22 protein-coding genes and 1 pseudogene are annotated in these 22,858 nt (G+C 67.6%); 6 read left to right on the top strand and 17 right to left on the bottom strand.

What is annotated here, in order from left to right:
* Nucleotides 1-8 precede the first annotated feature (8 nt).
* The 3 genes from BLV31_RS22600 to BLV31_RS22610 all read right to left on the bottom strand — a co-directional run bounded on the left by BLV31_RS22600 (nt 9) and on the right by BLV31_RS22610 (nt 2,668).
* The gene (locus BLV31_RS22600; RefSeq protein WP_006551884.1) at nt 9-245 is read right to left on the bottom strand and encodes an MbtH family protein; all 237 of its coding nucleotides are present in this window, start codon (nt 243-245) and stop codon (nt 9-11) included.
* Nucleotides 242-1,633, bottom strand: coding sequence for a lysine N(6)-hydroxylase/L-ornithine N(5)-oxygenase family protein (locus BLV31_RS22605; RefSeq protein ID WP_064061065.1), 1,392 nt, complete (start codon nt 1,631-1,633; stop codon nt 242-244). Before BLV31_RS22605 ends, BLV31_RS22600 begins: the two co-directional genes overlap by 4 nt.
* 234 nt (nt 1,634-1,867) lie before the next feature.
* Nucleotides 1,868-2,668, bottom strand: coding sequence for an alpha/beta fold hydrolase (locus BLV31_RS22610; protein WP_064061064.1), 801 nt, complete (start codon nt 2,666-2,668; stop codon nt 1,868-1,870).
* A 195-nt stretch (nt 2,669-2,863) separates the two neighbouring features.
* Between BLV31_RS22610 and BLV31_RS22615 the strand changes: the two genes are divergently transcribed.
* A complete protein-coding gene (locus tag BLV31_RS22615) occupies nt 2,864-3,073 on the top strand; it encodes a hypothetical protein (protein WP_016692417.1) in 210 nt (69 codons plus the stop codon).
* Between the two features lie 85 nt (nt 3,074-3,158).
* The gene (locus BLV31_RS22620) at nt 3,159-4,670 is read left to right on the top strand and encodes an alpha,alpha-trehalose-phosphate synthase (UDP-forming) (RefSeq protein ID WP_006551888.1); all 1,512 of its coding nucleotides are present in this window, start codon (nt 3,159-3,161) and stop codon (nt 4,668-4,670) included.
* Between the two features lie 10 nt (nt 4,671-4,680).
* Here the strand turns inward: BLV31_RS22620 and BLV31_RS22625 are convergent, their stop codons facing one another.
* From BLV31_RS22625 to BLV31_RS22680, 12 genes are all read right to left on the bottom strand, one after another.
* The gene (locus BLV31_RS22625) at nt 4,681-5,310 is read right to left on the bottom strand and encodes a hypothetical protein (RefSeq protein ID WP_006551889.1); all 630 of its coding nucleotides are present in this window, start codon (nt 5,308-5,310) and stop codon (nt 4,681-4,683) included.
* Nucleotides 5,307-5,819: an Rv1363c family protein gene (locus tag BLV31_RS22630; RefSeq protein WP_006551890.1), complete on the bottom strand. Its 513-nt coding sequence runs from the start codon at nt 5,817-5,819 to the stop codon at nt 5,307-5,309. The genes BLV31_RS22625 and BLV31_RS22630 overlap by 4 nt, the downstream gene beginning before the upstream one ends.
* Entirely contained in the window at nt 5,819-7,231 is a 1,413-nt protein-coding gene (locus BLV31_RS22635) for an MCE family protein (protein ID WP_019290086.1), read from the bottom strand. Before BLV31_RS22635 ends, BLV31_RS22630 begins: the two co-directional genes overlap by 1 nt.
* Nucleotides 7,228-8,445 (bottom strand): MCE family protein, encoded by a 1,218-nt coding sequence (locus BLV31_RS22640; protein WP_024102958.1) that lies wholly within the window; start codon nt 8,443-8,445, stop codon nt 7,228-7,230. The genes BLV31_RS22635 and BLV31_RS22640 overlap by 4 nt, the downstream gene beginning before the upstream one ends.
* Complete coding sequence (locus BLV31_RS22645; RefSeq protein ID WP_064061063.1) at nt 8,442-9,770, bottom strand: MCE family protein; 1,329 nt, start codon at nt 9,768-9,770, stop codon at nt 8,442-8,444. Before BLV31_RS22645 ends, BLV31_RS22640 begins: the two co-directional genes overlap by 4 nt.
* Nucleotides 9,767-10,825, bottom strand: a complete 1,059-nt coding sequence (locus tag BLV31_RS22650) for an MCE family protein (RefSeq protein ID WP_019290089.1) — start codon at nt 10,823-10,825, stop codon at nt 9,767-9,769. The genes BLV31_RS22645 and BLV31_RS22650 overlap by 4 nt, the downstream gene beginning before the upstream one ends.
* Nucleotides 10,822-11,841, bottom strand: a complete 1,020-nt coding sequence (locus tag BLV31_RS22655; protein WP_064061062.1) for an MCE family protein — start codon at nt 11,839-11,841, stop codon at nt 10,822-10,824. The genes BLV31_RS22650 and BLV31_RS22655 overlap by 4 nt, the downstream gene beginning before the upstream one ends.
* Nucleotides 11,842-11,843: 2 nt before the next feature.
* Complete coding sequence (locus BLV31_RS22660; protein WP_064061061.1) at nt 11,844-13,022, bottom strand: MCE family protein; 1,179 nt, start codon at nt 13,020-13,022, stop codon at nt 11,844-11,846.
* Between the two features lie 10 nt (nt 13,023-13,032).
* Nucleotides 13,033-13,881: an MlaE family ABC transporter permease gene (locus tag BLV31_RS22665; RefSeq protein WP_024102955.1), complete on the bottom strand. Its 849-nt coding sequence runs from the start codon at nt 13,879-13,881 to the stop codon at nt 13,033-13,035.
* A 16-nt stretch (nt 13,882-13,897) separates the two neighbouring features.
* Nucleotides 13,898-14,662, bottom strand: a complete 765-nt coding sequence (locus tag BLV31_RS22670) for an MlaE family ABC transporter permease (RefSeq protein ID WP_006551898.1) — start codon at nt 14,660-14,662, stop codon at nt 13,898-13,900.
* 469 nt (nt 14,663-15,131) lie between these two features.
* On the bottom strand, nt 15,132-16,058 hold the full coding sequence (locus BLV31_RS22675; protein WP_006551899.1) for a 3-oxoacyl-ACP reductase: 927 nt from the start codon (nt 16,056-16,058) through the stop codon (nt 15,132-15,134).
* Nucleotides 16,059-16,191: 133 nt separating this feature from the next.
* Nucleotides 16,192-16,377 (bottom strand): ferredoxin, encoded by a 186-nt coding sequence (locus BLV31_RS22680; RefSeq protein WP_006551900.1) that lies wholly within the window; start codon nt 16,375-16,377, stop codon nt 16,192-16,194.
* A 132-nt stretch (nt 16,378-16,509) separates the two neighbouring features.
* Here BLV31_RS22680 and BLV31_RS22685 point away from each other — a divergent pair, with 132 nt between their 5' ends.
* From BLV31_RS22685 to BLV31_RS22700, 4 genes are all read left to right on the top strand, one after another.
* Nucleotides 16,510-17,694, top strand: coding sequence for an acyl-CoA dehydrogenase family protein (locus BLV31_RS22685; RefSeq protein ID WP_006551901.1), 1,185 nt, complete (start codon nt 16,510-16,512; stop codon nt 17,692-17,694).
* A gap of 15 nt (nt 17,695-17,709) precedes the next feature.
* Nucleotides 17,710-18,825 carry an acyl-CoA dehydrogenase family protein gene (locus BLV31_RS22690; protein ID WP_064061060.1) on the top strand — a complete coding sequence of 372 codons (1,116 nt, stop codon included), beginning with the start codon at nt 17,710-17,712 and terminating at the stop codon, nt 18,823-18,825.
* A 4-nt stretch (nt 18,826-18,829) separates the two neighbouring features.
* On the top strand, nt 18,830-20,464 hold the full coding sequence (locus BLV31_RS22695; RefSeq protein WP_064061059.1) for a long-chain-fatty-acid--CoA ligase: 1,635 nt from the start codon (nt 18,830-18,832) through the stop codon (nt 20,462-20,464).
* 118 nt (nt 20,465-20,582) lie between these two features.
* Nucleotides 20,583-21,104, top strand: coding sequence for a DUF3253 domain-containing protein (locus BLV31_RS22700; protein ID WP_033096870.1), 522 nt, complete (start codon nt 20,583-20,585; stop codon nt 21,102-21,104).
* Here BLV31_RS22700 and BLV31_RS22705 read toward each other — a convergent pair.
* Nucleotides 21,070-21,297: pseudogene (locus BLV31_RS22705) on the bottom strand (nitronate monooxygenase); the annotation flags it as partial. The gene BLV31_RS22700 and the pseudogene BLV31_RS22705 overlap by 35 nt on opposite strands.
* Nucleotides 21,298-21,390: 93 nt before the next feature.
* Nucleotides 21,391-22,611: a CaiB/BaiF CoA transferase family protein gene (locus tag BLV31_RS22710; protein WP_064061058.1), complete on the bottom strand. Its 1,221-nt coding sequence runs from the start codon at nt 22,609-22,611 to the stop codon at nt 21,391-21,393.
* Nucleotides 22,612-22,858 lie beyond the last annotated feature (247 nt).

Genomic DNA, 22,858 nt, shown 5'->3' on the forward strand with positions numbered 1-22,858 from the left:
GGAAGCGTTCAGCTGCCCTGGCGGGCCTTCTCGTCGGCTTCCATTGCGTCGCGAAGGCTCTTCGGACGCATATCGGTCCAATTCTGCTCGACGTACTCGACGCAAGCGGCGCGCGACTCTTCGCCGAATACCACCCGCCACCCCTGCGGAACCTCGGCGAAGGTCGGCCACAGCGAGTACTGCTCCTCATCATTGATGAGGACGTAGAAGCGGCCGTCTTCGTCGTCAAATGGATTCGTGCTCATCTCGCCTCACTTGTTGCGTAGGTGTGATGGTCCGATATCCTACCAAGCTTGTCGATTCCTCCCCCGGCTCCGGGCAGACGGAGCTCTCGGCGTTCGACGATCGAGGTCAGGATCTCACCCGCGCGGATCGCTGCGTTGGACAGCAACGACGCGGTCAGACCGTGTGTCTTCTCGGTTCCACCCTGCAGGTAGACGTCGGCCGTGACGTTCTCGGGCAGCGGCAGACGGTAGTCGCGGGCGACGGACAGAACGGGTGCCTCGGGCGCGAGATCACCCAGCAGCGGCGCGAGAGGCGTGGGCTCGAAGCCGGTCGCGAGGACCACCGCATCGCACTCGAGGGTCTCGGTGTCGCCTTCGAGATTGTCGCGGATCTCGACGGTGACTCCCGCCTCGCTCTCGATCGCCGACACGACCTCCGAGGCACGACGCATGAACAAGCGGCGACGACCGCTCACCCGTTCGCGGTATTCGGTCGCGTAGAGCGCCTCGATGAGTTCGGGCGAGACGACCGAGTAGTTGGTGCTGCGGTGCAGGGCGAGCAGACGCTCACGCTCGGACAGCGGGGCCGCGTGCAGTTCGTCGACGACCTGCGGGTCGAAGATGCGGTTCGCGTACGGGCTGTCGTCGGCCGGGCTGTACCCGAAGCGGTTGAAGACGTTGTGGACCTCGGCCTGCGGGTAGTGCGTGTGCAGGTACTGCACGACCTCGGCCGCGCTCTGCCCGGCACCGACCACCACGAAGCGCTGGTGCTGCGGCTCCGGCATGTCCTCGATGTGGAAGAGGAAGTGGTGGTTGTGGAAGCAGCGGGCGGACTCGGTCGCCCACTTCGGGAGCCGGGCACGCAGTCCGACTCCGACCACGACGCTGTGCGCGTACACGACGGCGCCGTCGGCGGTCCGCACGGCGAACAGATCGGCGACCCCGTTGTGGTTGCGGACGGTCTCGACCGAGACGACCTCGGTTCCGTAGCGGACGTCGGCGTCGACGCGCGTGGCCGCCCACTGCAGATAGTCCTGGAACTCGTGACGTGTGGGGAAGAACGTCTGGTGGTTGACGAAGTCCACGAGACGGCCACGGTCGTGCAGGTAGGAGAAGAAGCTGTACGAGCTCGCGGGGTTGCGGAAGGTGACCAGATCTTTGGGGAACGCGATCTGCATCGTGGCGCCCTCGAGCAGCATGCCCGGGTGCCAGGCGAAGGCCGACCGACGTTCGAAGAAACGTGCCCGGATCGCCGAGGAGCGGTTGTCGGTGTTGTGCTCCTCGACGGCGATCGCGAGCGCCAGGTTCGAGGGGCCGAAACCGATACCGACGAGGTCGAAGACGTCTCCTTGCGAGTTGCCCTCCGACCTCCCCGCGTCATCGGCGACAAGGCTGGAACGGTCGGTCATCACTCAACTTCCGTACTAGGGGGTCCGGAGGGGCCCGTGATCGGTTCGTACGAGACTCGAAGGTAGCTCAGGCTAACCTTTGTTCGGTGAGCGTACCAGTGCCCGACGGTCCGCGGGACGTCCCGATCTCCCGGATCACAGGGACCTTCGTCGCATTTCGACGACGGCGGGCGCGGTGGATCGTCGCCGATCCCACCGCGCCCGCCTGCCGATCTCCCGTGTGAAGGGACTCCTCTAGGAAGCCAGGAAGTCCACCAGGATCTTGTTGACCGCCTCGGGCCGCTCGAGATAGCCGTAGTGCCCCGCGTCCGGGATCTCCTCGTAGCGCGCACCCGGAATGGCGTCCGCCACCTCGCGCGACAGATAGGCCGGGATCATCCGGTCGTCGGCGAATCCGACGGCCAGGCACGGCACGGTGATGCCGCGGTAGGCCGCGCGCCGATCGAACTCCCGGTCCATGCCGAGCTGCGCCCGCACGCCCGCCGACACCTTTCCGCCGCTGAACTCGAAGACGTCCAGCCAGTCGCGGGCGGTGTGCTCGTCGGCCAGCGAGGCCGGCGACAGATTCATCACGGCCGTGACGGCGGCCTGGTACTTCGGCGGCAGTTCGACGGCGCTGTCGTAGAGCTGCCGCTCGCCCTCGGTGAGCGTCAGCTGGAACTGGTCCATGCGGGCGTGACCGGCCAGGAAAACGGCCTTGCGGACGAGTTCGGGACGGGCGAGCGTCAGCTCCTGCGCGACACGCGCACCCATCGACGTGCCGATCACGTAGGCGGGGCCGCCGAGCAGTTCGATCAGGCCGGCGGTGTCCTTCACCAGGTCGTCGATGGTCATGCCGCCGAGGCTCTCGCCCGACGGTGCGATGCCGCGGTTGTCGAAGGTGGCGACCCGGTAGCCGGCCTTGACGAGCGCGGGCACCTGGTGCAGATCCCACACGCGCCCCGGACTACCCGTTCCCATGATGAGGACGACGAGATCGCCCGTTCCCTTGACCTGGTAGTTCAGCGGGATGCCGTTCACGGTGGCAATGGGCATGAATACCTTCCTCGACGAGAGCGCGGTTGTGCGCCGCGGGTCGGCGCTGTGACGTCGTGCGCCGGAAACACACACGGTGTACCTACTGCACGACCGTCCTACGGTACCGCGACGTAGACGTGCAGGACCGTGCCAGGACCGCCCTCGGAAGGCGGGTGGCGGCGAGCTGTCCGATTCTCCTAGAGTCGAAGGACGATGCGTGCTCGCACAGAGCAGCGACCCCGGGAGGACATCATGGCCGCGGACCCGACCACCGCGAACGACATCGCCGACGAGGATCTCGAACCCGTCGCCGACGAAACCGCACGACAGGCGCAGCGAGTCGTCGCTGCCTACGCAGAGAACGCGGACGAGTGCCGCATGCTGCTGTCGATGCTCGGCATCGGTCCCAGCGACAAGCACTGACGAGCTCGACACCCATCCCGGTGCCGATGTCGGCACCCACACTGCCGGGCCGGCGACGGCACCGGCCCCGAAAGAGGACCACAACGTGACAGCAGGCGAAGCGGACGCAGCGGGGAACCACGACTCGCACGCCGGGTCGGACTTCGTGGTCGTCGCCAATCGCCTGCCGGTCGACCTCGAACGGCTTCGCGACGGCACCACCCGCTGGAAGCGCAGTCCGGGCGGGCTCGTCACCGCACTCGAGCCGATCCTGCGTTCGAACAACGGCGCCTGGGTCGGCTGGGCCGGCGTGGCCGACGCCGAGTCAGGCGTCATCGTCGAGGACGGGCTGACCCTGCACTCGGTGCGGTTGAGCACCGAGGACATCGCCGAATACTACGAGGGGTTCTCCAACGCCACGCTGTGGCCGCTCTACCACGACGTGATCGTGCGTCCGGAGTACCGGCGCGAATGGTGGAACTCCTACGTCGAGATCAACCGCCGCTTCGCCGAGGAGACCGCGAAGGCCGCCTCGGAGGGCGCGACCGTCTGGATCCAGGACTACCAGCTGCAGCTGGTGCCGAAGATGCTGCGGATGCTCCGTCCCGATCTGACGATCGGCTTCTTCCTGCACATCCCGTTCCCGCCGATCGAGCTGTTCATGCAGCTGCCGTGGCGCACCGAGATCGTGGAGGGTCTCCTCGGCGCCGACCTCATCGGCTTCCATCTTCCCGGGGGTGCCCAGAACTTCCTGTATCTCGCCCGACGTCTGGCAGGTGCCCAGACCTCACGCGGTAACATCGGCATCCGGTCCAAGCTCGGCGTGGTCCAGGTCGGCTTCCGCTCGGTGCGCGTCGGCGCTTTCCCCATCTCCATCGAATCGGGCCGGCTCGACCAGCAGTCGCGGAGCAAGGCCATCCGCGATCGCGCCAAGGCGTTGCGCAAGGAACTCGGCAACCCGAAGACGATTCTGCTCGGCGTCGATCGCCTCGACTACACCAAGGGCATCGACGTGCGGCTCGATGCGGTGCACGAACTTCTCGCCGAGGGTCGCATGGACCCGAAGGACACCGTGATGGTGCAGCTCGCGACCCCGAGCCGGGAGCGCGTCGATTCCTACGTCCACATGCGCGGCGAGATCGAGCGGACGGTCAGTCGCATCAACGGTGAGTACGCCGAGGTGGGGCGTCCGGTGGTGCACTACATCCACCGCCCGGTCCCCCGCGACGAGCTCATCGCGTTCTTCGTCGCGGCCGACGTCATGCTGGTAACCCCCTTGCGCGACGGCATGAACCTCGTCGCCAAGGAGTACATCGCGTGCCGCAGCGATCTCGGCGGCGCGTTGGTGCTCAGCGAGTTCACCGGTGCCGCAGCCGAACTGCGGCAGTCGTTCCAGTGCAATCCGCACGACCTCGAGGACGTCAAGGACAAGATCCAGGCCGCGATCGAGGTGCCGCGCGAGGACGGCCGCAAGAGGATGCGTGCGCTGCGCCGTCAGGTGCTCACGCACGATGTGGATCGCTGGGCCCGTTCGTTCCTCGACACCCTCGCCAACACCGGCGCCGCCGGACGCGCGCTGATCGCGCCGGGTGAGGCCGGCGAACCCGACCCCACCTGACGGCTCTCTTCTAGATCGGGGTCAACCGGCTGACGAGCCAACGCCCGTCCTGCTTTTCGAGTTCGACGCGCACCCGACTGCCGCTGCTCACCGCTTCGGGGTTCTCCGAACTCGTCGTGATCTGGTTGAGGAACAGCAGGGTCACAGCGTTGTCGGCGTCGGCGGAGACCACCGACGACGCCTGCACGCTCACCTGCACGCTGATCGCTTTCTCCTTGGCGCCCGGCGCGATGATGTTCTTCATCAGATTCGTGTACTCGTCGCGGAAGTCGCCGGTGAGACCCTCCGCGGCGGCGTCGGTCTGCGCGTCCACCTGGTCGTGGGTGTAGGCGAGCATCGCGACCGCCTGTTCCTCCGCAGCGACCCTTGCCTCCGTCCGTGCCGTCTCGGCGGCGGACTGCTGGACGGTGCCGTAGGCGAGCCATCCCACCAGGACCGCGAAAACCACTGCCACGAAAGACAATCCGATCGCGATGTGTGGCAGGTACGAGGCCTTCGGATCCGAAATCGCGTCCGGGACGGAGGTGTCGGCGGCCGAGGTCTCGGCGGCGGTGGATCCGTCCTTCTCTGCGGTCCCACCGGCCACAGTGTCGTCGGTCGTCTTGTCGAGCGTCACGCGATCGTCCTTCTCGTCGGTCACGGCACGAACTCCACCTTCGACGCCAGCAATCTGCCGTTCTCGTCGCAGATCGTCACCCGCAGACGGAAGTCGCGTGCTTCGGGTTCGGTCTGGTCGGCGTTGCTCACCATCGCGCGGGAGGCGACGAGCGACGACGCGCACGTGCCGTCCTCGTTCTGGATCCCCGCTTCGAGGACCTCACCGGTGGTGTCGACGCCGGCCTGTTGCACGACCTCCACGAAAGGCCCTTCGCGGCCCTCGAACTCGGCCTTGAAATCGCCCGTTGCGCCTTCGAGCAGACGTGCGACGTCGGCGTCGGCGGTATCGGCGTTGATGGTGGTCAGGTTGAGCACCGTCTGCCGCGCGGCCTGCAGGTACGCCTCCCGCTTCTCGTCGCGTTCGTTCGCGGACTGCCTGTCGACGATGAGCCAGGCACCGGCCGCGACGAGCGCGATGACCAGCACGGACGCGATGATCGCGACCGGCTTGGCCCATGCCGGCTTCGTCTTCTTGTCGATCTCGTCTGCCATCAGCCCTGCTGCGCCTTCATGTAACTCTCCAAGCTCCGATCTCCACCGAGATCGGCGTGCGTGTACACGGTGCCGTCGGGACCAATGTACGTCCCGGTCTGCGGATCGATCCGTCGCGCCGCGACCCCGGCGGGAGCCGTGTCGCCGCGCTCACCGTAGGAAGCGGGTGTGGGTGCGACGTTCTCCGAGGCCACCGGTGTCGGCGGTCCGGTCCACGGATTGTCCGAATAGGTAGGGCTGTACCCGGTGCGGCACGTGTCGGGCGTCGGTGCGCGACGGCCCGGGTACTCCATGCACGGTACGTTCCGGGCGCCGCGGACCGCGTTCGGATAGTCCTGTGGCAGTTGACAGAAGATGTCGCCGGGTGTGTCGACCACGGAGGTATCGGCCGGACTGCGCCACTGCTCCGGCGGCACGAAGCCTGCCAGGCACGGCGGCGGATCGTTGACCTGCAGGTGGAAGTCCACCACGGCACCGTCCTCGGGCGGGCCGGCGCCGGCCGCGGTGATCAGGGCCGTCGTCATCGGCGGGTACAGCACCAGGATCTGCTCGATGCCGGCGTTGTAGACCACACCCACCTCTCCGACGCTCACCAGATTCGCAAGCAGCAACGGCAGGGTCGGTTTCAGTTCCTGCAACAGGGATTCGGTTTCGGCAGCGGCACCCGGTCCGACGTCGAGCAGGGCTCGCAGGTCGGGGTCGCTCTCGCGCAGGCGGTCGGTGAAGGTGACCATGTCGCGTGTCCACGACCGGATCGCATCGCTCGTGACCACCTGCGTGTCGAGCAGCGGACCGATCTGGTCGATCAACTGCCGTGTCTCGGCACTGTTCGCCGAGGCCTCCTGCACGAACAGGCGCGTCGAGTCGATCAGTTCCTGCAGTTCGGGTCCGGAGCCGTTGAACGCGTCGAACGCCTCGTCCACCACGGTCTGCAGCCGGGTGTCGCTGATCGAGGCGAGCAACACGTCGGCCTGGTCGAGCAGGGCACCGACCTCCTGCGGCACGCTCGTGCGGTCGATCGGGATCACGTCGCCGTCGGCCAGGCGTTCGCCGCCCGAACCGTCGGCTCGGGGAACGAGATCGACGTACTGTTCGCCGACAGCCGAGACGCTGCGCACCGCCGCGTCCACATCGGCGGGAATCTTCGCGTCGCTGTCGATGGACAGCAACGCCTCGACCCCTGTCGGCGACAGGGCGACGCTCCGCACGGTGCCGACGGTGTTTCCGCGATAGGTGACGTTCGAGTGCGGATACAGACCGCCGGTCGACTGCAGTTCGACGACGATCTCGTACCGTCCGATCCCGAACAGCGCCGGCAACTTCACGTACATCAGCGACATCACGACGAGTCCGACGACCGTGAGGATCGCGAAGATCGTGAGCTGGATGCGGACGAACCGCGTGAGCATCATGGTGCGGGCACCCCCAGGGGCAGGCCGGGAATGGTGATCTCACCGATGCCGGGGATCGTCAGTTTCCCTTCGGGACCGGGAGGCGGCGGCGGGGGTGGTTCGAGCGGTGCGCGGAACGGGTCCGTCGCCTGTGCGGCGAGTCCCGCGTCGCGGCCGAGGATGCCTTCCGGGCCGGCGAGGCGTCCCGCGAGCGGCGTCCCGGACAGGAAGTTCAGGTCGAGGCGGTCGAGGGTGAGGTCGATCGTCATCGCGAGGTTCGCGTAGTCGCCGCGGATGATGTTGTTGATGCCCGCCTGCGGGAAGGGATAGGTGAGCAGCACACCGAGCACCTCGGTCAGGGCACTGCCCGAATCGGCCAGGGCCTTCAACGTCGGCGCGAGCCCTTCGAGATTCGCCTTCAGATCGTCGTTCGAGGTCTCGACGATCCGGCTCGCCACGGTGCTCAGTTCACCGAGCGAACTCATCGCGGCGGTGAGGTTCGAACGCTGATCCGAGAGCACCTCCAGCGCGGGTGGCAACTCCTCGAGGGCGCGGACGAGTGTCGCGTTCTGGTCGTCGACGGTCGCGGCCAGCCGGTCCATGCCCTCCAGCGCCGCGATGATGTCGCCGCGCTGCGTGTCGAGGGTGGACACCAGTTCGTCCAGGCGCGGGAGCAGATTCCGGATCGAGTCCTCCCGGCCGACGAGCGCCGCGTTCAGTTCGGTGGTGATGTCGTTGATCTGCGCGAGTCCACCACCGTTGAGCACCACCGACAGCGACGAGAGTGTCTGTTCGGTGGTCGGATACGCACCGGCGCGTTCGAGCGGGATGACGTCGCCGTCCTCGAGCCGGCCCTGCGGGGGTTCGCCGACGGGCGGGATCAGTTCGAGGTGTTGCGACCCGAGCAGACTCGTCTGCCCGATCCGGGCGAGCGAGTTGGCCGGAACGATCACGCCTTCGTCGAGCGAAACCGTCACGAGCGCGTGCCAGCCGTCGAGTTCGATCCCCGAGATCGACCCCACAGTGACGTCGTCGACCCGCACGGGCGAGTTCTGGGTCAGGGTCGTCACGTTGGGCATCTCGATCTGCACCTCGTAGGCACCCTCCCCGCGGCCGGCGCTGCCGGGCATGGGAATCGAGTTGAGTCCGTCCCACTCGCAGGCGGTGAGCGTCGTGCTCACCGCGACCGCGGTGGCCGCGACGCCCAGGCGGCGGAACATCGAGCGGCCGGTCATCGCACTCCTCCCGGCTGCAGCAGAGAACCCAGATCCTGCGGGACCTGCAGCGACGGCAGGCCACCGAGGATCCCGTCGACCGGCGACGCGGTCTCCGAGGACGACGGCTCGGGCGCGGTGCCACGACCTGCCGACGCCTCCTCGAGCCAGGTTTCGGTGTAGACGATGTCGTCGGGGAAGGCCTGCACACCGGCAAGCGGATTGACCAGCAGCGGAAGGTAGTTGGCGTTGATGGACGACAGCACCGGGCCGAGTTGCTGGCGGCACAGTTCCTCGCTGCGCTCGGAGGTCGCGTTCGCGGCGGCCGCGACCGACCCGCACATCCACTCGACGGGGTTGGCGAGGTTGTTGATCGCGAGTGCGCCCGTGAGCGAACCCTGCGCCGGCTTGTAGATGTTGTAGAAGTTCGCGAGGGAGGTCGGGCCGGAGTGCAGCACCCGCTCGATCTCGGGACGTTTGCGGACCAGCACCTCGGTCGCATCGGCCAGCCGCTCCACCGATTCGGTGAGCTCGGCCCGGTTGTCCTGCACGAACCGCTGTACGTCGCCGACGGCGATGTTCAACTCGGACAAGGAGACACCGAGCTGGTCGGAGCTCTGCGCGAGCACGTCCGAGACCGACGCGAGACGACCGCCGAACTGCACGATCTGTTCGTTGCTCGACGAGAGGACCGACACGAAGGTCTGCAGGTTGCGGACCGTCGAGAACAGATCGGTGCGTCCCTCCGAGAGCGTGCGCATCGTGTCCGACAGCTCCCGAAGGGCCTCGCGCACGGTCTGCCCGTTGCCCTCGAGATTCTCGGCCGCGGTGTCGATGAACCGGCCGAGAGATCCCTGCGGATCGAGTTCCTCGGGACCGAGCGCTTCGGACAATCGCATCAGTTCGGTCTTGATCTGGTCCCACTCCACGGGAGAGGCCGTGCGCTGCATCGGGATCGTCGCGCCGTCCTCGATCGTCGGGCCACCCGAGTACACAGGGGTGAGCTGGACGAAGCGCGCCGAGACGAGACTCTGCGCGATGACGACGGCACTCGCATCGGACGGGATCTCGACGCCGTCGTCGACCTTCATCGTCACCTGTACGAGGTCGTCGCGGGGTTCGATGTCGCTGATGCGCCCCACCGAGACGCCGAGCACCCGCACGTCGTCGCCCTCGTACAGGCCGCTGGTGGACGCGAATTCGGCGTGGATCGTGCGTTTGCCGAGGTCCGGCAGGACGAACACGGCGAGGGCGCCGAGCACGAGCACGACGACGGCGCCGATGATCACCGGCACCAGCAGGGGTGGGCGACGGCGGGCGGTCGTCGGGGCGGTATCGGTACTCATTCGCCGTCCCTCTTGATAGTCGGGGGCCCGTCCGGGATCACGTCCTGGAGATCCTCGGGGAGAAGATCGGGCGCGACCTGGCTGTCCACGATGGCCTTCCACCACGGCGCCGGCAGGATGTTGGACACGTAGGCGTTGAAGAACGGTCCGCTGGCGACGGATTCCCCGAGTGCGCTGATGTACGGGCCCAGGCCGTCGAGCGCCCCGGCGATGTTCTCCTTGTTCGCCTGCAGGTTGGCCGTCACGAGGTTGAGCTTCTCGAGTGTCGGTGCCATCTGCGCCTGGTTGTCCTGCACGAGCCCGGTGAGCTGACGTGAGACGGAGGAGATGTTCGCGATCAGTTCGGTGATGGCGTCGCGGCGCAGGCTCAGTTCGCCGAACAGGGCGTTCGCGTCGACGATGAGCGCGTTGACCTGGTCGCTGCGCTCGGCCAGGATGCCCGTCACGCTCTCGGCACGCTCGAGCAGTTGGTGCAACGACTCGTCGCGGGCGTTGATCGACTGCGACAGGCGGGTCATGCCCTCCAGGGCGCCCTGGATCTCGGGCGGGGTGTTCTCGAGGGTTTGCGACAGCGCGTCGAGCGAGTCGTTGATGCGATCGGTGTCGAGTTCGGAGACGGTCGTCGTGAGATCGCCGAGTGCGTCGGTCAGTGAGTACGGCGAATTGGTGTGCTCGATACCGATGATCGAGTTCGGGCGCATCACACCGTCGCCACCGGGGCGCAGCGCCAGCGATTTCCGGCCGAGCACGGTGTTGGTCTTGATGTCGGCTCCGGTGGTGTCGCCGAGCCCGATACCGTCCCGGATGCGGAAACTCACCAGCACGGCCTGACCGTCGAGGCGCACCTCGGTGACGTCGCCGACGTTCACGCCGGCGAGCATGACGTCGTCGCCGGGCACCAGACCGCCGGCGTCCTGGAAGCGCGCCGAGTAGCTCAGACCCCCGGAGAGGAAGTGCAGCTGGTCGTACTGCAGACCGGCGAGAACGATCGCGGCGGACACGGCCAGGCCGATGATGCCCGTCCGGATGTAGTTGGGGTCACGGGGTGCACTCATTCGACCTTCGCACACCTTCCCGTGTCGTGGTTCGCCGTGGTGTACCGGATGGTGGTTCCGTCCGGTCCGGAGAACTTGAAAGTATTGGCACAGAGGAAGAATTGGAAGAAGTTTCCGTATGCACCCACGCGGATGAGCTTCTTGTAGTCGGAGGGCAGGCGTTCGAGCGTGCGGTTGATGTCATCCTTGCCGAGGTCGAGCTGGGTCATGGTGCGGTTCGTCTCGGCGATGACCGTCTGCAAGTCGGGCCGGTTGTTCTGCAACAGCGCGGCGAGATCCGCGGTGCCGGAGGCGATCGGCGGGATCGACGCGCCGATGGGATCACGATCGGCGGACAGCCCGCCCACCAGGGTGTGCAGCTGTTCGATCGTGTTCTCGAACTCGCGGTCGTGATCGTCGATCGTGCCGAGGACGGCGTTGAGGTTGTCGATGACGTCGCCGATCAGCTGGTCGCGGTCGGCGAGTGAGTTGGTGAACGAGTTGGTGTTCCCCAGCAGCGACACGAGCGTGTCGCCCTGCCCCTGGAAGACCTGCAACAGAGCTCCGGAGAGGTCGTTGACCTGCTGCGCGTCGAGGCCCTGCAACAGCGGCTTGAACCCGCCGAGGAGCAGGTCGAGATCGAGGGCGGGTTCGGTCTGCTCGATCGGGATGTTGCCACCGGCGGGCAGGACGTCGACGCTGCCGGCACCTTCGAGCAGTTCGAGATACCGGTCGCCGACGAGGTTCTCGTATCGCACGGTGGCGCGGGTGCCGGTGAACAGCGTGTGCTTCGCATCCACGTCGAACTCGATCTCGGCGGTGTTGTCGCGGCCGATGTCGACCGTCTTAACCGAACCGACCTGCACCCCGGCGATGCGGACCTTGTCGCCGGCACCGAGACCGGAGACGTCCGTGAAGGTGGCCCGGTAGTTCTCGGTGCCGGTGAACCGCGCCTGGCTGAACACGACGGCCAGCCCGGCGAAGATCAACGTCATCGTGACGGCGAAGATCAGGAACTTGACGGTGGTCGCTCTCATGGTCACCGCCCGCCCGCGAGATGGTCGCCGAACAGGTACTGGAAGATCGTCGGGTAGCGGATCCAGGCTTCCGTTGCGGGCTTGTAGGGCGTTTCGCCGGTGTTCGACACGACGAACGGCGCGTGACCGTCGCGGCGCGGGTCGAAGTTCGGCAGGCCCCAGCAGTTCGGTCCGCCGGTCGCGCCGACCACGGGCAGATCCTGGGCGTCGTTGTACGGCGTCGCGCCACCCATGAAGCTGGTGCTCAGCATCAGCGCGGCGTACTCCCCGGTGCCGGCCATCGGTTCGAACGCCACCCGGGCGTCGTTGAGACCGACGATGAAGCAGGTCAATTGCGGCGAGTACTCACCGAGCAGGCCGGTGGTGCGGCTCAGGCTGTCGAGTGCGGTGGTCAACTGTGTTTCGTTCTCCCCCAGGACGTCCCGTCCGGTGTTCGCGAGACCGGTGAGGTTCATCAGTAGCAGATCGAGTTGCTGTTGTTCGTCGACGACGGTGTTGCCGACGTCGATGGCGTTGCCGATCGTGGTCATGAGGTCGGAGGCCGTGTCGGCGTAGACGTCGGTCACCTGCGCAGCCGAGACGAGGTCGGCCTGCAGTTGCGGCAGCGACGGATTCATCTCGACGAGATACGCATCGGCCTCGGCCAGGGCGGCACCGAGGGCGTCGCCGCGTCCGTTGAGCGCTTCCGACAGCGCGCCGAGGGTGGCGTTGAGCTTCTCGGGCTGGATCTGGGCGAGCACGTCGGACAGGTGCTCGAAGACCGTGTTGAGCTCGACGGTGACGTTGTCGGCCGCGATTACGGCGCCTTCCTGCATCGGCACCGAGGACGGATCGTCGGGGACGACGATGTCGACGAACTTGGCACCGAAGACGGTGGTGGATTCGATCGCCACCCGTGCGTTCGACGGGATGAGCTGCATCTGCCCGGGCTGCATGTCGAGATGCAGGACCGCACCGGCCGGTGTGTGCTCGATCGACGCCACGCGGCCCACCTCGACGCCGCGCATCGTCACCTTGGCGTCGGGTTCCATCACCAGACCCGACCGGGTCGAGGTGACGGTGAGCGGGACCGTCGAGGTGAACCCACCGGCGAACATCGTCAGTGCCACCGCGACGATCGCGGCGAGGCCGCCCACGAGACCGAAGGCGGCGAACTTCTTCTTCCACGAAGGAGTGTCCATGTCGCGCGCCCTACCCCGACAGGTTGAAGTTGCCGGTCGCGCCGTAGACGGCGAGCGAGATGAGCAGGGTGACGGTGACGACCGCGACGAGCGAGGCCCGCACCGCGTTGCCGACCGCGACACCCACACCGACGGGGCCGCCACCTGCGGTGAAACCGTAGTAGGTGTGGATGAGCATCACGGCGATCGCCATCACGATGGCCTGGACGAACGACCACAGGATGTCGGTGGGTATCAGGAAGGTCGTGAAGTAGTGGTCGTACACGCCCGCCGACTGGCCGTAGAGCACCACCGTCGCGAAGCGGCTCGCGACGAACGAGGCGATCACGGCGAGCGAGTACAGCGGGACGATCGCGATCATCCCGGCGAGCACGCGCGTGGACACCAGATACGGGATGGACGGGATCGCCATGGTCTCGAGCGCGTCGATCTCCTCGGAGACACGCATGGCGCCGAGCTGGGCGGTGGAGCCGGCGCCGATGGTGGCCGCCAGCCCGATGCCGGCGATCGTCGGGGCCGCGATACGCACGTTGATGAAGGCCGCGAAGAAGCCGGTGAGCGCTTCGACACCGATGTTGCCGAGTGAGCTGAAGCCCTGCACGGCGATGATGCCGCCGGTGAAGAGCGTCAGGAAGCCGACGATCACGACGGTGCCGCCGATGACGGCGAGTGCGCCGGTGCCCATGCTGATCTCGGCGACCAGACGCACCGTCTCCTTGGGGTAGTGCATCAGCGCCCGGGGGACCGTCGCGAGGGCGCGCCCGAAGAACAGCGCCTGCTCCCCCACCCGGTCCACGGTGGACGACGCACGTGTCATGCGCCGAACCGCACGGGGGAAGCGCCAGGACATCACTGCCATGAAATCTCCGCTCCCCTCATCCCGCGGTCAGCTTGATGCCGACGGCCGTGACGAGGAGGTTGACCACGAACAGCGCCATGAACGCGAACACGACCGTCTGGTTGACGGCGTCGCCGACACTCTTCGCTCCACCTTTGACATTGAGACCGAGATAGGACGCGACCAGCCCCGCGATCATGCCGAACAGCCCCGCCTTGACCTGGGAGATCATCAGTTCTCCGAAGCCGGTGAGCAGGGTGATGCCGTTGATGAACGCGCCGGGGTTGACGTCCTGGAGGAAGACCGAGAAGGCGAACCCGCCGAGGATGCCGATCGTGCACACGAGACCGTTGAGCAGTAGGGCAACGACGGTGGACGCGAGCACCCGGGGCACGACGAGACGCTGGATCGGATCGATGCCGAGCACACGCATCGCGTCGATCTCCTCGCGGATGGTGCGCGCCGCGAGATCGGCGCAGATCGCGGTGGCGCCGGCACCGGCGACGATGAGCACCGTGACCATGGGACCCACCTGCGTCACCGCGCCGAGGGCCGCACCCGCTCCGCTGAGGTCGGCCGCGCCGATCTCCCGGAGCAGGATGTTGAGGGTGAAGCTCACCAGAACCGTGAACGGCACCGCGACGAGCACGGTGGGCACGAGCGAGACGCGTGCGACGAACCATGCCTGGTCGATGAACTCGCGCCGCTGGAAGGGGCGACGGAAGGCCGCCCGGGCGGTCTCGCCGGTCATGGCGAACAGTCCGCCGACGGCCCGTAAGGGAACCTCGAGGAGGTCTACCATCGTGTACCCCCTTCGATCCTCACGTCGTCGGCGCGCGGCCGATCGATGGCGTGTGCTGTGACCCGGGTCATAGTAACTAGAACGTGTTCACCTGTCAAAGATCCGTCGAGGGGCATCTCGATCCATTTCCGTCCGAACGGACACACGGGCGTCGACCGACGCGCATCGACACGCTCATAAGTGGTTTTACCCTGGGATTTCGGTGAGATTCTCGACGCCGGGCCCGAGCTCGATCACCTCGGCACGAGAGGCCGTCACGGCCCGATCGGGTCGTCGCAGGAGGGGAAAAAATTAGAACACGTACCAGGCCAAAACGCGGGGCCGGGCGAGAGCCGGAGGAACGGCCCGAGTGGGCGTGACGCTACCGGAACCCCGGTGTCCGTCACCCGTAGTTGCAGGATCCCGGCCCGGAGACGAAGACACGGCATCCCCTGCTGTCCCCGAACAGGAACAGCAGGGGATGCCGGAACTACAGATCGAGAGCCGCCGAGGCCGAGAATGTCCGGCCTGGATCACGATCGGCGAAGTAACCGCCGAGCTCGTCGGCGAGCGCTGCGGGGGTCCACTGCCCGTCGGCGTCGAAACGCTGCTCGACGACCGGCGCGGCCATCAGGGCCACCATGGGTCCGTAGACGATGAAGACCTGCCCGTTGACGCGATCGGCCGCCGGGGAGGCGAGATAGGCGACCAGATTCGCGACGTGGTCGGGCGAGAGCGGATCGATGCCGTCGTCCGGCGCGTCGCCGAAGACCGCCTCGGTCATCGACGTGCGCGCGCGGGGGCAGATCACGTTCGCCCGGACCCCGTACCGCTCGAGACCCCGGGCGGCCGAGAGGGTGAGCGCGGTGATGCCGGCTTTGGCGGCACCGTAGTTGGGTTGCCCGGGCGGCCCGAGCAGACCGGCCTCCGAGGACGTGTTGACCAGACGCCCGTAGACGGGGCCACCCTCCTGCTTCGACCGGTCGCGCCAGTAGGCCGCGGCATTGCGGGACAACAGGAAGTGACCACGCAGGTGCACGGCGACCACCGAATCCCACTCGTCGTCGGACATGTTGGGCAGCATCCGATCCCGCGTGATGCCTGCATTGTTGACGACGATGTCGAGACCACCGAACTTGCCGTGCGCCGCGGCGAGCATCGCATCGGCCGTCTCACGCTCGGCGACGCTGCCGGGCACGAACTCCGCCTCGGCACCGAGATCGCGGATCCGCGCGAGGGTGTCCTCCACCGCGTCGTTCTCCACGAGATCGTTGACCACCACCGATGCTCCGGCCCGCGCGAGCGCGAGCGCCTCGGCACGTCCGAGTCCCGCTCCGGCTCCCGTGACGACGGCGACCCGCCCTTCGAGAGACACCCGATCGTCGTTCTCCGCGCCACCGTTGGCGTCCGCGCTCATCCACGTACTCCTCGAGATTCGGGCCGATTGCCGGCCGCACGCCGGTACTCTCCCCACCAGGACCCGGGGGCACCGAGAATGTAGAACTTGTTATTTTTCCCGACAAGGGTCGGTGCCGGTCACCGTCCGACGCTCATGCCTCGGCGAGGGCCGCACGCGGGCACTGGGCGACGGCCTCGCGGACGACGTCCTCGCTACCCTCGGGTACGGGATGCGTGACGATCAGCTCGTCGTCGTCGTTGAGATCGAAGACGTCGGGCGCCAGCCCGACGCACACGCCGTTCGCTTCACAGCGGTCGAAGTCGACCTTGACATCCATTCCGGGACCTCGCTTCACATTCGCGCCGACCGATCGAGTCCAGACTAGAACGCGTTCCAATTCTGTGCAATGATTCGCGATGATCCCACAGAGACGATTCGCGGGGACACGCAGCGACGAAACGGAGCGTTCGTGGACATCTCCTACACCCCCGGGCAACAAGCCCTCCGCGAGGAATTGCGGGCCTATTTCGCACAGATCATGACACCCGAGCGCCGCGAGGCGCTCGCGGCCACGACCGGGGAGTACGGCGTCGGCAACGTGTACCGCGAGGTCGTGCAGCAGATGGGCAAGGACGGATGGCTCACCCTCGGCTGGCCCGAGGAGTACGGCGGCCAGAACCGTTCCGCGATGGACCAACTGATCTTCACCGACGAGGCGGCCATCGCCGGCGCGCCCGTCCCGTTCCTCACCATCGACTCGGTCGCGCCGACGATCATGCACTACGGCACGGACGAGCAGAAGGAGTTCTTCCTCCCCCGCATCTCCGCAGGGGAACTGCACTTCTCGATCGGCTACTCCGAGCCGGGCGCCGGCACCGACCTCGCTTCCCTGCGCACCACCGCGGTGCGCGACGGCGACGAGTGGGTCATCAACGGGCAGAAGATGTGGACGAGCCTGATCGCCTACGCCGACTACGTCTGGCTCGCCGCGCGCACCAACCCGGATGTCAAGAAGCACAAGGGGATCAGCGTCTTCATCGTGCCGACCGACACTCCCGGATTCTCGTACACCCCCGTGCACACCATGGCCGGTCCGGACACCAGCGCCACCTACTACCAGGACGTACGCGTCCCGGCGTCCGCACTCGTCGGCGAGGTCGACGGCGGCTGGGCGCTCATCACCAACCAGCTCAACCACGAACGGGTCGCGCTCACCTCCGCCGGCCCCGTGCGCACCGCACTGACCGAGGTCCGGCGCTGGGCGCAGGAGACGCATCTGCCCGACGGGCGACGGGTGATCGACCAGGAATGGGTCCAGATCAACCTGGCACGCGTCCACGCCGAGGCCGAATACCTGCAGCTGATGAACTGGGACATCGCCTCGAGCGCCGGCACGACCCCGCTCGGCCCGGAGGCCGCCTCCGCCAACAAGGTGTTCGGAACCGAATTCGCGACCGAGGCCTACCGGTTGCTCATGGAGGTCCTCGGACCCGCGGCGACTGTACGGCAGAACTCGGCCGGCGCGCTGCTCCGCGGACGGATCGAACGCATGCACCGCAGTTCCCTCATCCTCACCTTCGGTGGCGGCACCAACGAGGTCCAGCGCGACATCATCGCGATGACCGCTCTCGGCCAGCCGCCCGCCAAGCGTTAGAAAAGGACGCGCACCGTGGACTTCACCCTTACCGAGGCCCAGCAGGATCTCGCAGAACTGACCCGCAGCATCGTCGCGGACATCGTCACCAACGAGCACCTGCGCACACTCGACGCCTCCGAGGACCGCCTCGACCGCACCCTGTGGGACACGCTCGCATCGTCGGGCGTGCTCGGCGCCGCTCTTCCCGAGTCGCTGGGCGGAGACGGTTACGGCCCGCTCGAGCAGGCGAGCATCCTGCGCGAACTCGGCCGCGGCGTCGCCGCCGTCCCGTACATCGGCTCGATCGCCGCGTGCGCGTCGGCGATCGCGGAGTTCGGCGCCGCCGAGCAGCAGGCCGAGTGGGGACGCCCTGCGGCGACCGGCGAGCAGATCCTCTCCGCCGCGCTCGCCGAGGAACTGAACCCCGATCCCACGACCCCGGCGACCCGGGCGCAGGCCACGGGCGACGGTCACGTGCTCGACGGCGTGAAGATCGTCGTCGACTCGGCGCCGGTCGCCGACGGTTTCCTCGTCCCGGCCACCATCGGCGACTCGGTGTCGGTCTTCCTCGTGCGACCCGACGATCCGGGTGTCTCGATCACCCGTCAGCAGACCACCGACTTCGACAGTCGCGGCATCGTCACCCTCGAGCAGGTCGCGCTCCCGGCCGATCGTGTCCTCGGCACCGACGGCCTCGCCGTGGCGACGTGGTTGCGCGACCGCAGCCTGCTCGGCTCCGCCGCCTACCAGTGCGGCGTCCTCGAGCAGGCGCTCGAGCTCACCGCGCAGTACGCGCGCGAACGCGTCCAGTTCGACCGCCCGATCGGCAGTTTCCAGGCCGTCTCCCAGCGACTCGCCGACGCCTATATCGACGTCAAGGCGGTGCGTCTGACGTTGTGGCAGGCCGCCTTCCGCATGGTTTCGGGTGAGCGTCACGACGACGCCCTGCGCACCGCGGCCTTCTGGGCTGCCGATGCGGGACACCGTGTCGCGCACACCACCGTGCACGTGCACGGCGGTGTCGGACTCGACGAGGACCATCCGGTGCACCGCTACTTCCTCGCGGCCAAGCACCACGAGTTCCTGCTCGGCTCCGCCACCGACCAGTTGCGCGCGCTCGGACGCGAACTCGCCGCCGTCCCGGCCTGATCGCATGACCGCCTTCACCGTCACCGAACTGCTCGAACGACTCGCCGACGTCGACGATCGAGGACTGCGCTTCGAGGAGACCGAACTGTCCTGGCGCGAACACGTCGCACAGTCCCGGCGACGCGCCGCATTGCTGCGCGACCTGCTCGACGGCCCGGCACCGAAGCACATCGGGATCCTCATGGACAACGTCCCGGAGTTTTCGTTGCTGCTCGGCGCCGCGGCCTTCTCCGGTTCGGTGGTGGTGGGCCTGAACACGACCCGGCGCGGTGCGGCGCTCGCCCGCGACATCGCGCTCGCCGACTGCCGGGTCATGTTCACCGAGGCCGCACATGCGTCCCTGCTCGACGGTGTGGATCTCGGCGACGTGCGGGTGATCGACGTCGACTCCCCCGAGTGGACGGCGATGCTCGCCCCGTTCGCCGGCACGGTCGTGGAGACTGCCGCGCATTCCCCCGACGACCTGTTCATGCTGATCTTCACGTCGGGCACGAGCGGCGACCCGAAGGCCGTGCGGTGCACGCACCGCAAGTTCACCGATCCCGCGACGATGCTCGCCACGCGGTTCGGTCTCGGCTCCGACGACACCGTGTACGTGTCGATGCCCCTGTTCCACTCCAACGCGATGATCGCCGGCTGGTCGATCGGACTCGCCGCGCGCGGCAGCATCGCCCTGCGTCGCCGGTTCTCGGCGTCGGGTTTCCTTCCCGACGTCCGCCGTTACGGCGTGACCTTCGCGAACTACGTCGGCAAACCACTGTCGTACATCGTGGCGACACCCGAACACCCCGACGACCACGACAACCCGCTGCGCATCATGTACGGCAACGAGGCGTCTGCCACCGCCGTCGCCGAGTTCACCCGCCGTTTCGGCGCGCGGGTGGTCGACGGCTTCGGCTCGACCGAGGGCGGCATCGCGATCGCCTCGGCACCCGACGCCCCGGCCGGATCCCTCGGCAGACTTCCCGAGGGCATCGAGATCCTCGATCCCGAGACGGGGCAACGCTGCCCGGCAGCGGTGTTCGACGCGAACGGCAGGATCACCAACGCCGACGCCGCGACGGGCGAGCTCGTCAACGTGCGCGGTGCCGGTCTGTTCGACGGCTACTACAACAATCCCGAGGCCGACGCCGAACGCCTCCGCGACGGGCGCTATCACAGCGGCGACCTCGCCTACCAGGACGAGAACGGTTTCGTGTACTTCGCCGGGCGCAGTTCGGGCTGGCTCCGGGTGGACGGTGAGAATCTCGGTGCGGCGCCCATCGAGCGCATCCTGATGCGGTACGAGGGCTTCGCTCAGGTCGCGGTGTACGGGGTGCCCGATCGCAACGTCGGCGACCGGGTGATGGCCGCGGTGATCCCTGCGGCGGGCTCCGACTTCGACCCGGTCGCGTTCGCGCGTTTCCTCGATGCACAGACCGATCTCGGCCCCAAGCAGATGCCCGGTCTGATCCGTGTCTGCAGCGAGTTCCCCCGCACCGCGACCTTCAAGGTCCTGACCCGTTCTCTGGCCGCCGAACGCTGGTCCTGCAGCGATCCGGTGTGGCTTCGGGAACGTGGCGATTCCGAATTCCGGTTGTTGTCGGACGAACTGGTGCAGCTTCTCGAACCGGCCTCCCTCGGCACTTCTGCGCGATAGCGTCGTCGCCCCTCGGCCGACGCGCTCCCGCGCGTACAGTTGTGCCGCGACGGTGGTTGTTCGGCGACAAGTCCGGAAGGACTTCCGTCGCCGTCGAGTCGAGTGACGGGCGGGACCGATGGACACCGACGGGTCATCCGGAGGGGCGGAGCGCACGCCGGACGGCAGATATGTGGTGGTGAACGGGCGGCGCTGGCGTGCCACCGACCCCACGATTCCTGAACCGTTGCAAAAGCAACTCGTGGCGGAGTTGATGCGCGCTCGGCGTCTCGTGAAGAGCGACGGCGACTCCGCACGGCACCGCGTCCAGGACGCGAAGGTCGCGCTCGGTGAACGCGGGCATCCGTGGTGGGAACCACGCGACGAGTATGCGGATCGTGAACGGCTGGCGGCCACGATCTGCGCGCTGCTCCGGGAACGGGATCCGTCCACCATCTGTCCCAGCGACGCCGCGCGGGTCGCGGGTGGCGACTCGTGGCGCGACCTCATGGACGCCGCACGCTCGGTGGCCGCCGAACTCGAACGCAGCGGCCACGTGGTGATCACGCAGAAGGGCGAGCCGGTGGACATGGAGACGGCACGAGGCCCGATCCGGATTGCACCCGGACCGAACCTCGAGCACCCTCGTCCCTCCCGGTGAGACGAATCCGAGCGATGATGATGTCGACACCGGCGTCGGCGTGCTTGCGGGCCTGGTTCGGCGAACCGCACAGCGCCGCGACCTTGCGACCGACTGTGTGGATGTGCTCGATCATGTCGGCCGGCGGGGTGCCGAGTGCGTTGGCGATGAGCGTGACCTTCGGATGCTGCAGCGCCACCTCCACCTGCGGGGTGACCTTGCGCGGAAGGCACGCAACAACGGACGAAGGCTCGCAACACCGGTAGTGACTGCCGACGTTGCGAGCCTTCGCCTCGCGTTGCGTACCTCAGATGATTCCGCGCTCGCGCAGTTCCTTCTGCTCGATGTCGCTCAGTCCGAGGATCTCGCCGTAGACCGCCGCGTTGTCGTATCCCGCGACGGGCGGGCCGGCACGACGCACCGAACCCGGCGTCCCGGTGAGCGTCGGCACCACACCGGGGCCGAGTACGTCTGCGCCGGTGCGCTCGTCGTGATGCGGAACGATCATGTCCCGTGCCCGGAACTGCGGATCGGCGACGACCTCCGCGACGGTGTTCACCGGCCCGGACACCACACCCGACGACGACAGGTGCGCCAGCAGGTCGTCGAGCGTCCACGTCGCCGCCCACTCGCCGATGAGGGCGTCGAGCTCGTCCTGGTTCACGCCGCGCGCGAGGTGGTCGGCGAAGCGCGGGTCGTCGGCGAGCTCGGGGCGCTCCATCGCCGCGCACAGGCGACGGAAGACGGTGTCCTGGTTGGCGGCGATGACGATCCACATGTCGTCGGACGTCCGGTACAGGTTCGACGGGGCGATGCCCTCGAGCCGGGTGCCGGAGGGGCCGCGGACGACGCCTGCGACGTCGTAGTCGGGGATCACCGATTCCTGGATCGCGAGGCACGCCTCGGTGAGCGCCACGTCGACGACCTGCCCGCGTCCGGTCCGTTCGCGGCCGAGCAGCGCGGCGAGGACGCCCTGCACGGCGAACATCCCGGCGAGGGAGTCGCCCAGGGAGAGCGCGAGTCGCGGGGGCGCCTGCCCGGGATAGCCGTTCAGGTGCCGCAGACCGCTCTCAGCCTCGGCCACGGACGCGTAGCCGGCCTGCCCGGCCTTGGGACCGGTCTGCCCGTATCCGGAGACGCGAGCCAGCACGATGCCCGGATTGATCTCGGAGAGCAGGTCGTAGCCGAGCCCCCACTTCTCGAGCGTGCCGGGACGGAAGTTCTCGACCACCACGTCGGACTCGGCGACGAGACGCCGGAACAGTTCCTGCCCGTCGGGCGCCCGCAGATCGAGGGTGATGCACCGCTTGTTGCGGGCGTGCACCGTCCAGAAGAAGCGGTGCCCGTCCCGTTCGCCCTGCCCCCAGGTGCGGAGCGGGTCGGGCCGCTTCGGGTCCTCGATCTTGATGACGTCGGCGCCCATGTCGCCGAGCAGGCGTCCTGCATACGGCCCGGCGATCAGGGTGCCCAGTTCGAGCACCCTGATGTCCGTGAGCGCTCCGGTTGCCTGCGACTCGGCCTGTGTCACTGCGTCTTCCGTCCTCTGCTCGGTAACCGAGGTGAACGGCCTCCTCCTCGGTGAACGCTTCGAGTCCGCTGCGGTGCGATTCACGACCGGTACCGCTCGCGTCACGTCCACCCCAGGGTAGTGCCGGATCGGGCACACCTCAGCCGTCGACCCCCACCCCCGACCGCCGCTGCCCCCCTGTCCGGCGACACCCCGGCCGACGCAGATCCCGGAAAGGGACGGTGCCCGGGGCGGATCACTCCACCCC

It is taken from the genome of Rhodococcus pyridinivorans, assembly GCF_900105195.1.
Lineage (GTDB): Bacteria > Actinomycetota > Actinomycetes > Mycobacteriales > Mycobacteriaceae > Rhodococcus > Rhodococcus pyridinivorans.